Consider the following 12345-nt stretch of genomic DNA (forward strand, 5'->3'; position numbering starts at 1 on the left):
TGGCGCAGCCTCGGTGGTAGGTTCTTATTTCTCCATCTCACATTTTCGGCTTTACTTGCCACTCATGAAAACGCAGCGCGCATCCAAGCGGACGGTAGGGCGTCGGGAGTTGGTAGACTTTCCGCACTTTCACCTGTGGGGGGTAGAAGCCAAGATAGATACCGGTGCCTACACCGGTGCCATTCACTGCAGCAACATCCACGTACAAACCGGTCCCGACGGCCGGCCACGCTTGCACGTGCTGCTGCTAGACCCCTCGCACTCCAACTTTGATGGCACGCCCATGGAGTTTGCGCAGTTTTCCTTACGCGACATCAAAAGCTCCAACGGCGACGTGCAGGAACGCTACGTTATCCGCGCTGCAATTCGGCTATTTGGTGAAGATTTCGACACGGAGTTTTCGCTTTCCGACCGTTCTGATATGCGTTATCCAGTGCTCATAGGGCGGGTATTGCTGCGGCAGGCCCGTTTCGTGGTCGATGTGGCCCGGCGTAATGTGTCCTATAAAAGTCAGCTCGCAAGCCGCTAAGGCGGAGGTTTTGCCCCGTATCTTTGTGCGCGCTTCTGCTCCTTCTATCCTTCAAGCACCCTCTCTAATGAAACTGGCGATTCTATCGCGCGAGCCGAAGCTTTATTCCACTACCCGTTTGGTAGAGGCTGCCGAGCAGCGTGGCTACCAAGCCGTGGTAGTAGACCACTTGCACTGTAACCTGGTTCTTGAAAAAGGCAAGCCAGGTATTATTTACGAAGGCCAAAAGCTCGAAGGCTTCGACGCCATTATTCCTCGTATCGGGGCTTCCGTGACGTTTTATGGCTGCGCGGTAGTGCGGCAGTTTGAGATGATGAAGGTGCGCACAGCCGTCGAAAGCCAAGCCATTGTGCGCAGCCGCGACAAACTGCGTTCCATGCAAATCCTCAGTCGGGCGGGCGTGGGTATGCCCAAAACAGCCTTCACTAATTACTCGGATGAGGTGCCGGAAATGATTCAGCAAGTAGGTGGGGCTCCGGTCATCATCAAGCTGCTGGAAGGCACCCAAGGCCTCGGCGTGGTGCTAGCTGAGTCGGCCAAAGCGGCACAATCGGTTATTGAAGCGTTCCACAACCTGAAGGCCCGCATTATTGTGCAGGAGTTCATTGCGGAAAGCAAGGGTGCCGACCTACGGGCCTTCGTCGTCAATGGTGAGGTAGTAGGGGCCATGAAGCGCCAGGGTAAGGAGGGCGAATTCCGCTCCAACTTGCACCGGGGCGGTTCGGGCACGCTCGTCAAGCTAAGCCGGGCCGAAAAGGCAGCGGCCCTGCTGGCCGCTAAAGCCCTGGGCCTAGGTATTGCCGGCGTCGATATGTTGCAAAGCCAGCGGGGGCCCCTAGTGCTGGAGGTAAATTCCTCACCGGGCTTGGAAGGTATTGAGAAAGCAACCGGCCTCGATATTGCGGGCAAAATCATTGAATATACCGCCGAAATAGCTCAGAAGAAGAAAGTAAAAAAGGCCACTACCAAGCCCCAGAGCTCGGAAGTGCTGCCCGATAGCCAACCCGACTAACGGTACTAGCTGCTTACTTTTTCGTTAAGAGAGCCATCCTTTACAAAGCACGTTTGCACTGTGAAGGATGGCTTTTTCGGTTGCAAACGAAGGCCGCGAATGACCCGCTTTTCCGTTCCAGCTTTGCTCGGTGTTTGGGCGCGTTCTTATTCTTGGCTGGCTTACGTGCAGGGCGAGCCCAGGAGACTAGTGGGAGGTGAGGTGTAAGAGGAACACTATATAGTCGGCCGGGTTTTTGCTAAAGTGCAGGTTTGAAGCCATTTCGTACTGCCTTGCCTGATTCCGTAACTACTGCCCTTGCCCCCGTCAACCTGCTGCTGAATGGCTTAACCATCAAACCCGGCGAACAGGTGCTGACGCGGTTGGTAATTTCGCGGCTCCCTTCGGGGACGGTAATCGATATTCCGGTGCACGTGTTTCGCTCCCAGCAGCCCGGCCCCACGGTGCTGCTTATGGCTGGTATGCACGGCGACGAAGTCAATGGCATCGAAACGATTCGCCGCCTCATTCGGCGGGACATGCTGCAGCCCCTGCGCGGAACCATTATTGCCATTCCCATCCTCAACATCTACGGGTTCCTGAACTTTTCACGAGAAGTTCCGGATGGCAAAGACGTCAACCGTTCGTTTCCCGGTAACCCCCGCGGGTCGTTGGCTAGCCGGGTTGCGCACCGGTTCATGCGCGAAATCATGCCCTTGATTGATTACGGCATTGATTTTCATACGGGTGGCGCCACGCGCGCAAATATTCCCCAGATCAGGTGCCTCCTGCAGCAGGATGCCGAAACCGATGCGCTTGCGGCGGCCTTCTGTGCTCCGTTCACCTTGCACGCGGCGTTGCGGCCCGGCTCACTACGGGAAGCGGCTATGCAGCTGGAAAAGCGCATTATCGTCTTCGAAACTGGGGAGTCGTTGCGGCTTGATGAAAACGGTATCGACGAAGCCATTGCGGGCACGTTCCGGCTGTTGCAGCATTTAGGGATGGTAGCTGAGGCAGCCCTTCCCGCGCGGCCTAGCGTGGTATGTATGCGTTCTTCCTGGCTGCGCGCCCGCTACGCTGGGCTATTTCGTAGCCACGTGCACTTGGGCGACTACGTAGAGAAAGGGCAAGTGTACGGCACTGTATCGGACCCGTACGGAGAGCGGTCGGTGCGGCTGGAAGCACCAGTAGCGGGCTACATCATTGGCCTCAACCACATGCCAGTGGTCAACCAGGGAGATGCGCTTGTACACGTGGGTCGCACCGACGTGACGCCTACCCGCCTGGATCTGGCGGCTCCATACGATGAGAAACCCGCTCTCCCCACTGATGCCGAGCCCGATGAGGAGGAAGACGAGCTGGATGGCGAGGACGAACTCAACCACGGCGAGTAACCGTCCTACTACCAGTCTATTGTTGCGGAGTGAGTGATATAGTCGGCGGGGCTTTGTTTCTTTGGGTTCTGGTTGGGCTCAGAACCTACGAGCCGCTAGACGTTTCTTTCTTTTTGCATTTCGATGAAAAATTCTCTCCAACTGGCTATCAATGCCGTGCTGGTCATTGCCGTGGCCGTGTTGTTTTACCTGCACTTTGCCAACCAGCCTACTGCCACTACCCCAAAGAAGCCGGTAGCTGCCACCGCACCCTCCGACTCCGCTACTTCTTCTGCCATAGCTACTGAGGACCCCGCTGACCTGACTGCCGCAGCCGATACCGAGAAAGTAGCTTATGTGGAATCCAGCAAGTTACTAGATGGGTACCAAGGTATGAAGGATGCGCGGCGGAGCTTTGAAGCCAAGGCCAAGCGCTGGGAGGCGCAAAACCAAAAGATGGTGCAGGGCTTTCAGGGCGCTGTGCAGAAGTACCAGCAGCAAGCCGCTAGCCTGACCGCCGAGCAGCGCGCTGCTACGGAGCAGCAATTGCAAGGACGCCAGATGCAGGTGGCTCAAGAGCAGGAAAAGCTGCAACGCCAGGCCCAAGAAGAGGAAGCTAAGATGACCCAGCAAGTGCTGGAGCGCATCAACAAGCAGGTGGAAGTGTACGGCAAGCAGAACGGCTACCGTCTGATTCTGATAGCGGCTCCTAGCGGTACCATTGCGTATGGCCGGAAGGACTTGGACATTACAACTCCCGTGCTCAAGCACCTCAACACGGAATACAGCAGCAAGAAAAAATAGCTTTCTGCCCGTTACAGTACGGTATAGAAAACGGCCTCGTCGAGATACTTCGACGAGGCCGTTTTTGTGGTGGGAGTGAGCAACCATGCACTTCGGTTGAGGACGAATTACTTGCTATGGGTAGGGTAGGTGGTATTAAACCTAGGCCTTGGAAATGCGTCAAAGAAACGTAAGCACTACCAACCTAGTAGCTCTCCGACCCCTGAAAAACTACCTGAAATTTCCCTTTTTCCTCTTCGTACTTCTGTTGGCCGCGGCTTCGCTTTCTGGTTGCGTAACCTCTGCGGGCACTGGCGTTGTTGTGGGCCCCGACCCATACTACCGGCCCTATCCTCGCCCTTACTACCGCGCCTACCCGCGGCCTTATTACCACCCACGTCGGGTTATTGTGGCACCCGCACCTCGGCCTTACTATCATGGTCATCCAGGGCGGACGTACCGCGGCAGCCGACCCAGGTAAGAATACCCGCGCAATCCTACGTAAGCAAAGAGGCCCCGCTGCATTGCAGTGGGGCCTCTTTGCTTACGTAGGATTGCTACTTAGAAAGCAAACCGCAGGCTGACGGCTGCATCGTTGTAAAGGCCGGTGTAACCATCAAACACCTCAAAGAAAGGTTTGTAGTCAACCCCAATAACGAAGGGCAGGTCTTCCATTTTGTATTCTAGACCTAAGATAAGGTCGGCGCCTCCTACAATGTAGTTGGTATCATCGTACCAGTAGCGGTTGTAGAAAGAGTACTTTTTGCCCCGGCGGAAACGTACATCTTCAAAGTAGTAGCGGCCCTGGTAGGAGCCGATATGGGCACCCGCACCGTAGTAAAATTGCAGGCCTTTAAAGTCGGATACTGGTAGGTGCTTTTCCAGTAATAGGGTGACACGGCCACCCCGTGCGGCATATTCTCGGGTGAGTAGGCCTTCAAATGCCACATTGTTCTTACCACTCAGGAAGTGCTTTACCGTGAGGCCCGAAGACCAGCCTCCGCCCCGTAGGCCGATACCGGTAGTATAGCCTGAGCCGCTGCCACCACTTTTCTTTTTGCTCTGTGCATGTGCCCCCTCAACTGAGCTTAGCAGCCCTAAGCACAGCATACCAAAAACTAAACGCTTCATGCGCAAACTGGAATGGATAAAAATTAGTGTCTGGCAAAAGTACAAACAGGCTGGGAATACGGCTAGTCTTATTTATAATCCGCTGGAAGCTAGGCGTGCTGGGGTAGAGGAATGCACTTGTGTGCCTACGCTAGATGCTTCGGCGGCGCTTAGCATAGCATGCGCTACGGTATCGGCGCCCACAGCGCGGTACTTGCGTAGTGGTCCTTGCAAAATAGGCCCTAGGGTGCGCAATATGAAGGCCCCTATTCGCTCACCAGTGCGTGGCCTGGCGCGCTGGCCCAGCAGCAAAGAAGGCCGGAAAATATGAATAGCCCGAAAGGGGGCTTGCTGCACTGCCTCTTCCATTTCGCCCTTTACCCGGCTGTAGTAGAACCGGGAGTGAGAGTTGGCGCCCAGGGCCGATACGACCAGAAACTGAGCCGCAAAATTGCCGGCCGTAAGGGCGGCTAGCTTCACAACGTATAGATAATCAACCGTGTAAAAGGCCTCCTTGGAGCCAGCTTCGCGCAGAGTAGTACCTAGGCAGCAGAACACGTCATCGGCGATAAGCTGGAAGCGGTGGTCTTCGAGGTGGTCGAAATCGAGGAGGCGCTGCTCTAACTTGGGATGAACTACCAATACCGGCCGCCGGCCCACTACAATAACCCGGTTATACCGGTTGGAAGCGAGCAGCAAGGGCAGCAGCTGGCTCCCGATAAGGCCGCTGGCACCAGCAATGAGTGCGGTTTTCTGCATACGGAGACTGCATAGATCAGCAAAAAGCAAAGACAGGAAACGGCAGTAGCGCTTAAGTTGGTACGTGTACCATTCTGCTGTTGCCCACCTGCTAGCTAATGGATGCGGAAAGTTCTGTGGCAGTTGCCTACTCAGGCCAGGGTAGTAGCTAGAAAGCCCTGCAAACACCTCCGGGCTGCCAGCACAGCGCGCCAGCAGCCCGGAAGTAGAAATCTAAGCCGAAAACACTATTCGCCCGGAGTTACAAGGGTGGTCTTCTCTGGTGCCAGCTCTACTACGCCTTGCTTGTAGAGAGAGCCTAGTGCTTTTTTAAACACCTTTTTACTCATGCCCAACCGACGATACACATCGTCGGGCTCGCTCTTGTCGCCCAGTGGGAGGGAGCCACCTGCTTGGCGCAGAGCAGCAAGTAGGGTGTCGGCGGCGGCTAAGGCTTCATCGTAGCCGGGGCGCTGCAGGCTTAGGTCCAGCTTGCCGTCGGGGCGCACCTGCCGGATGTAGCCCGTGTGCACATCGCCAAGGCGCAGGGGCTTGAATACCTCATTGTGGTAGAGTAGGCCCTGATGCGTACCATCCACAATGACTTTGTATCCCAAGTCAGTTTCCTCGGCCACAAACAGGTCGGCAGAGTCACCGGCTTTGCCCGGGAATGGGGCCTCGCTTAGAAACCACTCCCACTTGGCCGAGGCCACGATGCGGTCAGTGGTTTCATCCAGATACACGAATACTGTAACCCGCTCTCCGGAGCGCAAATTGCGGCGCTGGTTGCGGTAGGGCAGGAACAGGTCTTTTTCCAGGCCCCAATCGAGAAAAGCGCCGTTCGGCGTTACATCGCGCACGGTAAGCGCCGCAAACTGGCCTACCCGAGCATAGGGCTCTAAGTTCGTAGCAATGAGGCGGTCTTCCGAGTCGCGGTACACAAATACGCGCACAATGTCGCCCACATGGGTTCCCTCGGGAATGTATTTGCGCGGCAGCAGCAGGTCGCCATCGTCGGAAGTCAGGTACATTCCGAAATCTACCTCGCGGGCTACCTCTAGGTCGTTGAAATCACCAAGGTTCATCTGCAATCAAAAAAGAGAAGTAAGGATCAAAAGGCTGCACTACCAGGGGCAGGCGGCGTTTACCGAAGCCAGGTGGGCGCTCTGGTACTGTGCCCAGTCTTGTATACGTGGTGTAAAGGTGAGAAGAACCCGCGCGAAGCCAGCAATTTTTCGTCCTCTTCCTGGGGTTCTTCCCGGGGCCTACTGGTAGCGCACTACGCCGGGCGAGCTAAAGCTGAAGTCGCTGAAGTCGTAATAGGCACGGGAGTTTTCAAAAATACGGATGCCATTGGGTGCGCTCATGCCGCGGGGGTAGAAACCAAAGCTGATTTGGAAGGTGCGCACGGCCGCGTACTCATTGCGGAAGCGCAGCCCCAAGCCAAAACCCATGTAGGGAGCATCGTAGAACGGGAGGGCTTGCTTGAGGTTGTTGGAGTTAAGCCAGGCAACATCGGCAAAGGCAATGCCCGCCATCCGGAAACCCAGGAACGAGACGGGTGTGAACAGCGTGGCCTCGTAATTGAGCGTAACGCGGCTGCTGCCCAGCAAAATAGTGCCCGGCTGAAAGCCGCGCAGCCCCCGTTCCCCATCAATGGACAAGGGCCGCTCGTCGGGAAGGCGGTTGAGGCCAATGCTGCTGCGCTGCCAAAAAAAGTGGCGCCACTGGTAGTTACCCGTATGGTACAAGCGCGTGAACAGCAGTACCTCGCCCGTGAGTACGCCCTGCTGCCAACGCCCGTCGCGGCGGTAGCTGCCAAATTCGCCGTTCATGTACAAGTAGCCCCGCTGGGGGTGGTAGCCGGCATAGCCCAGCCGGAAACCATAGTAGCGCCGGTCGCCCTGCTCATTGAACTCGTAGCCCGTAGTGAGGCTAGCCAGCGTGCCCGTTGGTATGTCCTCCGTTCGGCCAAAGCCAAACAGATATTTGTCCTTGTAGTACCGGCGTACACTGTAGCCTACGGTGGCCAGCATCAGGTTGGCATTGTGCAAGTCGAGAGCAGGCTTAGCACTGTAGAAGGTGCGGATGCTACGCGCCGAAACAATGAAGCGTCCTGGGTTCTCGTAGCCTAAGTCGTAGCTTTTGAGACGTAGCGCCCGGCCTACCCACACGTCCTGCTCGTTGTAGCGCATAGGGCTGAATATGTACGGCTCAGTTTCTGAGCCCGTGCCTCCCGTTGCCAGTAGGCGGTCTACATATCGGTAGCTTATGGCCCCGGCGTACCGCGTGTTTACCGAGAAGAAGTCGCGGGAGAAACGCAGCGTCGATTCCTGATTGCGCGTTTCGTTGCGGTACTGAGCTTGGCCGTAGAAGAAGTTTCGGAAAGGAATCAGATAACTGCCGTTGTAGCGCCAAGTTTGGGCCCCGGGCCCAACATCCGTCCGGCCGTACTCATAGCGGTTTCGGATTTGGTGGCCCTGCCCGAGGAAGTTCACGTCGCGCAAGCCTATTACGCCGGCCCCCACATCGCGCAGCTGAAACGAGCCGCTGATGCTGAACACATCCTTGGTAATGATTCGGATATCGACGCTATCGGCGGTAGTAGTACGCTCGTTTACGAACACGCGGGCATCTAACAACTCCGACGTCTGACGGAGTAAGCGTTCTGACTCCGCCAGGGCTTGGGGCTCCAATTCTTCGCCTATGCGAAACAGCAGCACCTGCCGCACCCGCGACCGAGTGGTTTTGATGTGCAAAGTGTTGCCGGTTTTCTCCATGAAGTTGCGCGGCCGGCGGGTGGAGTCGGAGATGCTGAACCCAAAGGCATCGAGCGTCTGAATGTCGATGCTGCGTACAATCTTGTAGCTGTGCCGATCAAACTGTCGGTCGAGCAGCACGGCGTCAAGGCCCGCCCGGTCTTCGCGCCGTTCAGTGAAATTGAACAGCGCCGACGCGGCTTTGCCCGCTATGGTTTTGCGCTTGGTGTACGCCTTCAGGCCGTTGAGCAAACGCTCTTCATCGAAGCGGCGGCGTAGGGAGTCGGGGCGAGTTGTTAGGCGGGTTGTGTCGGCCTGTTGAGCTATGACAGGGCTAGCCACAACCAGCAGGCCGAGCCACAACAACCAATAAAAGGGTACTAGGTACCGCATATTCGGGAAAAAGCCACTACCACTTGCTACTGCAAGATACGCCAATAGCGCGTTTTTATGCGCAATTGCACGCATAGAAAGGCCCTGTGAAGCAGAACAGGAGGGCCTAGACTAGGAGTTGATAAAAGGGGTGGATAAATCTGCGCGCAGCGGAACATTTCTAACGAATTTAGCCTTAGTAGATATTGCGTAAGTGCGCGCATAACTCTATTTTTAAGCCAATAAATCGGCCCAATGAACGACCAGCGCATTCAGGAAAAGCTAAGTATTTTGGCAGACGCCGCGAAGTACGATGTATCGTGCTCTAGCAGTGGGGGCAAGCGCAAGAACGAGGACAAAGGGCTGGGCAATGCCGAGGGCATGGGGATTTGCCATAGCTATACCGAAGACGGCCGTTGCGTGAGCCTGCTCAAGATCTTGCTCACCAACCATTGCATCTTCGATTGCGCTTACTGCGTGTCGCGCCGCTCCAATGATGTGAAGCGCGCTGCCTTCACGGTAGACGAGGTAGTGGATCTGACCATGAACTTCTACCGTCGCAATTACATCGAAGGGCTGTTCCTAAGTAGCGGTATTTTCTCCTCGCCGGATTATACCATGGAGCGCTTGGTGCGCATCATCAAGAAGCTGCGTACTGAGCACAAGTTCAACGGCTACATTCACGTAAAGGCTATTCCTGGTGCTTCTGAGGAGCTGATTCAGGAAGCCGGCTTGTACGCCGACCGTTTGAGCGTGAACATTGAGCTGCCTTCGGAAATGAGCCTGACGACGCTGGCTCCGGAGAAAAACTACCAGGAGATTCTGACTCCAATGGCCCAAATCCGGGACGGCATTGTGCAGAATAAAGAGGAGAAGGCACTATTCAAGAAGGTACCGCAGTTTGCTACCGCTGGCCAAAGCACCCAGCTCATCGTGGGAGCGTCGGCGGAAAACGACCTGCAGATTATCAACCTTACTGATTCGCTCTACAAAGGCTACGGCCTGAAGCGGGTGTATTACTCCGGCTACATTCCCGTAACCGATGATGCACGCCTACCACAGGTGACGCAGCCCCCGCTGATACGGGAGCACCGCCTCTACCAAACCGACTGGCTTATGCGTTTCTACGGCTTTCAGGCCGACGAAATCCTGGACCCCGCGCATCCCTTCCTCGACTTGGAGGTTGACCCCAAACTGGCCTGGGCCCTGCGCAACCGCCACGTGTTTCCGGTGGATGTAAACACGGCCGATTACGAGATGATTTTGCGCATTCCGGGGGTCGGAGCGCGCTCGGCCAAGCGCATTGTGGCCGCGCGCCGGTTCTCGCCCGTCACCCTCGACCATCTGCACAAGTTTGGGGTAGTGCTCAAGCGTGCTAAGTTCTTCCTGACTTGCCGCGGGCAAGCCCTGGAAAAGCGTGATTACGACGAGCAAACTATTCGGCGTCAGATTCTCTTCGGAGCAGGTTCCGTCCGCTCTGCTCTCGTTACGCAACAACTCGATCTATTTGCCCAAGCTTCTTAACCTAGGGCCGGCGGTACAATACTAGTAAGCCGCCGGCTCCTGTCAACTGACTTCCGTCATGACTATTTCTCATCGCGCCGCCGACGCGTCGGCCGCTTCCTTCGACCCACAGAAACCCCAGAAAGTAGCCCGGGTAGCGTGCTGCTGTAAGCTCTCGGACCTGTTGCCGCTAGTACGGCAGATGCACCAAGAGGCCGCCCGGCGTAATGCGGCCCGCAACGGCCAGCAGTCGGAGGCGGCCTAGTGCCCCAAGAAGCCGCAACCTTGTACTGCTGGACTGGGTAGGGTAGAAGGTGGAACACGAGTTAGAACACCATTTCGTCCAGACCAACGGCATTACTTTGCACGTAGTACAAAGCGGACCTGCCCAGGGGCCGCTGGTAGTGCTGCTGCATGGTTTTCCTGAGTTTTGGTACGGCTGGCGCCACCAAATTCAGGTGTTGGCGGCGGCTGGGTACCGCGTATGGGTGCCAGACCAGCGCGGCTATAATCTCAGCGAAAAACCACCACGAGTAGCCGACTACCGCATTCATCAGCTCGGGGCAGACATTCTGGGGTTGCTGGATGCAGCGGGCCAGCAGAAAGCGGCCCTGGTTGGTCACGATTGGGGTGCGGCCGTCACGTGGTGGCTTGCGGCCAATCATGCGGAGCGACTCACGCGGGTTGCTATCCTGAACGTGCCCCACCCGGCCGTACTGGGGCGCGCACTCAGGCGCACGCCACGCCAGTTGTTGAAAAGCTGGTACATTTTCTTTTTCCAATTGCCTTGGCTGCCCGAGCGACTTTTCAAGCGAAAAGGCTTCCGATTTGGTCGTGGCGCCCTGCGCGGCACCAGTCGGCCGGGTACGTTTTCTTCTGATGACTTGCGGCAGTATGTGGCGGCGTGGTCGCAGCCTGGGGCCCCTACCGGTATGATTAATTGGTACCGAGCTGCCTTTCGCAAGGCGGGGCAGGTAGGGAAAGCCGGCAAGATTACGCTGCCAGTGCGCATCCTCTGGGGCCGTAAAGATGCCTTCTTAGAGCCAGTGTTGGCCCAGCTGAGCGCCGAACAATGCGAGCAAGTGGAGCTAACGTACGTTGACCATGCTACCCACTGGCTGCACCAAGAAGAGCCTGATGCAGTAAACAGCTTGCTACTCCGTTTTCTGCAAGCTGATTTGGATACCTTTTCCGCCTGACGCACTCCAATGAGTCATTCCCTCACTCCTGTTCCTTCGGGAAAAGCGGCTACCTCTACCGGGGCCGTTAGAACGCAGGCGAAAGCGCCTCAGCTCATTAACCCACCACTGGATTACGCCTACGACGGCTCGTTTGAGGGACTATTAACGGTACTATTTCAGGTCTACGACCGGAAGTCGGCCCCGAATAGCATTCAGCCGCTGGGTGCCGTACAAGGTGGCCTGTTCGCGCAGCCCGTGCAAATAGATACCGATGAGGCCATGGCCGCGCGGGTGTGGGAAGGCCTGTTGCGCTACATGGATAAGGAAGCGCGCACGCGGTTATTTCATGCTTTTCTGAGCGAACAGCCGGACCGAGAGCTTCTGATTTTCCGCTATGCTGACCTTGCCATGCGTGCCGGCCGCGACATTGCCGAAAACTATGCCGACGACAATGTGCGGCGCATAGCTGGCATTGCCCAGCAAATGTACCGCGAAAAGCACCGGATGGAGGCCTTCGTGCGTTTCGAGAAAACTAGCGACGGGCTATTCCACGCAACCATCGACCCAGACTTCGATGTGCTGCCCCTGATTGCGCCGCACTTCACCAAACGTTACGCCGACCAGCGTTGGCTGATCTTCGACCAGCGCCGCCGCTACGGGCTGTACTACGACCTCACGCGCACCGATATAGTAGAATTTGAAAGTAGCGGCCCCCAGCGCAATACCGATATTTCTGCCACCGTGCTCGATGAGCGGGAGCCGTTGTTCAAGTTGCTTTGGCAGTCCTACTTCGACCACGTGAACATACCAGAGCGCAAAAATATGAAGCTGCACCGCCGCCACATGCCCCTGCGTTACTGGCGCTACCTCAGCGAAAAACAGCCGCGCGAGCAGCGCTTCGAGCCCATTAAGAACAAGAAACCCATTGGATAAAGGCACTGACCGTACGACAAAAGAGGTAATTTGCGGCCCTTAACCAAGGCACACAACGAGTATGGTGTGCCTC

The 12345-nt window shown here is 56.4% G+C and carries 13 protein-coding genes; 9 read left to right on the forward strand and 4 right to left on the reverse strand.

Translation table 11 applies throughout. The features are described 5' to 3' along the window. The first annotated feature begins 64 nt into the window (after positions 1 to 64). The 5 genes from CHB83_RS13090 (at position 65) to CHB83_RS23540 (ending at position 4157) form a co-directional block, all read left to right on the forward strand. The gene (locus CHB83_RS13090) at positions 65 to 529 is read left to right on the forward strand and encodes an ATP-dependent zinc protease family protein (RefSeq protein WP_055562282.1); all 465 of its coding nucleotides are present in this window, start codon (positions 65 to 67) and stop codon (positions 527 to 529) included. A gap of 67 nt (positions 530 to 596) precedes the next feature. Further along, a complete protein-coding gene (gene rimK / locus CHB83_RS13095; protein WP_055562281.1) occupies positions 597 to 1541 on the forward strand; it encodes a 30S ribosomal protein S6--L-glutamate ligase in 945 nt (314 codons plus the stop codon). 272 nt (positions 1542 to 1813) lie between these two features. Next, complete coding sequence (locus CHB83_RS13100) at positions 1814 to 2914, forward strand: succinylglutamate desuccinylase/aspartoacylase family protein (RefSeq protein ID WP_245855354.1); 1101 nt, start codon at positions 1814 to 1816, stop codon at positions 2912 to 2914. Positions 2915 to 3037: 123 nt separating this feature from the next. Next, on the forward strand, positions 3038 to 3697 hold the full coding sequence (locus CHB83_RS13105) for an OmpH family outer membrane protein (protein WP_089332959.1): 660 nt from the start codon (positions 3038 to 3040) through the stop codon (positions 3695 to 3697). 154 nt (positions 3698 to 3851) lie between these two features. Beyond that, complete coding sequence (locus tag CHB83_RS23540) at positions 3852 to 4157, forward strand: hypothetical protein (RefSeq protein WP_143437131.1); 306 nt, start codon at positions 3852 to 3854, stop codon at positions 4155 to 4157. Between the two features lie 80 nt (positions 4158 to 4237). Here the strand turns inward: CHB83_RS23540 and CHB83_RS13110 are convergent, their stop codons facing one another. From CHB83_RS13110 to CHB83_RS13125, 4 genes are all read right to left on the reverse strand, one after another. After that, positions 4238 to 4807, reverse strand: a complete 570-nt coding sequence (locus tag CHB83_RS13110) for a hypothetical protein (protein WP_089332960.1) — start codon at positions 4805 to 4807, stop codon at positions 4238 to 4240. A 72-nt stretch (positions 4808 to 4879) separates the two neighbouring features. Further along, on the reverse strand, positions 4880 to 5545 hold the full coding sequence (locus tag CHB83_RS13115; RefSeq protein WP_089332961.1) for an NAD-dependent epimerase/dehydratase family protein: 666 nt from the start codon (positions 5543 to 5545) through the stop codon (positions 4880 to 4882). Positions 5546 to 5772: 227 nt separating this feature from the next. Further along, positions 5773 to 6609, reverse strand: a complete 837-nt coding sequence (locus tag CHB83_RS13120; protein WP_089332962.1) for a CvfB family protein — start codon at positions 6607 to 6609, stop codon at positions 5773 to 5775. Between the two features lie 180 nt (positions 6610 to 6789). Next, entirely contained in the window at positions 6790 to 8676 is a 1887-nt protein-coding gene (locus CHB83_RS13125) for a BamA/TamA family outer membrane protein (protein WP_089332963.1), read from the reverse strand. 234 nt (positions 8677 to 8910) lie between these two features. On the opposite strand from CHB83_RS13125, the gene CHB83_RS13130 reads away from it, so the two are divergent. The 4 genes from CHB83_RS13130 to CHB83_RS13145 are packed head-to-tail and all read left to right on the forward strand — an operon-like array spanning position 8911 to position 12272. Continuing rightward, entirely contained in the window at positions 8911 to 10179 is a 1269-nt protein-coding gene (locus tag CHB83_RS13130) for a putative DNA modification/repair radical SAM protein (RefSeq protein WP_089332964.1), read from the forward strand. 58 nt (positions 10180 to 10237) lie between these two features. Beyond that, positions 10238 to 10423, forward strand: a complete 186-nt coding sequence (locus tag CHB83_RS13135) for a hypothetical protein (RefSeq protein ID WP_045688950.1) — start codon at positions 10238 to 10240, stop codon at positions 10421 to 10423. Positions 10424 to 10472: 49 nt separating this feature from the next. After that, positions 10473 to 11357 (forward strand): alpha/beta fold hydrolase, encoded by an 885-nt coding sequence (locus CHB83_RS13140; protein WP_089332965.1) that lies wholly within the window; start codon positions 10473 to 10475, stop codon positions 11355 to 11357. Between the two features lie 9 nt (positions 11358 to 11366). Next, complete coding sequence (locus tag CHB83_RS13145; protein WP_089332966.1) at positions 11367 to 12272, forward strand: TIGR03915 family putative DNA repair protein; 906 nt, start codon at positions 11367 to 11369, stop codon at positions 12270 to 12272. Positions 12273 to 12345: the final 73 nt, after the last annotated feature.

It is taken from the genome of Hymenobacter mucosus, from assembly GCF_900188255.1.
GTDB classification, from domain to species: Bacteria; Bacteroidota; Bacteroidia; order Cytophagales; family Hymenobacteraceae; genus Hymenobacter; species Hymenobacter mucosus.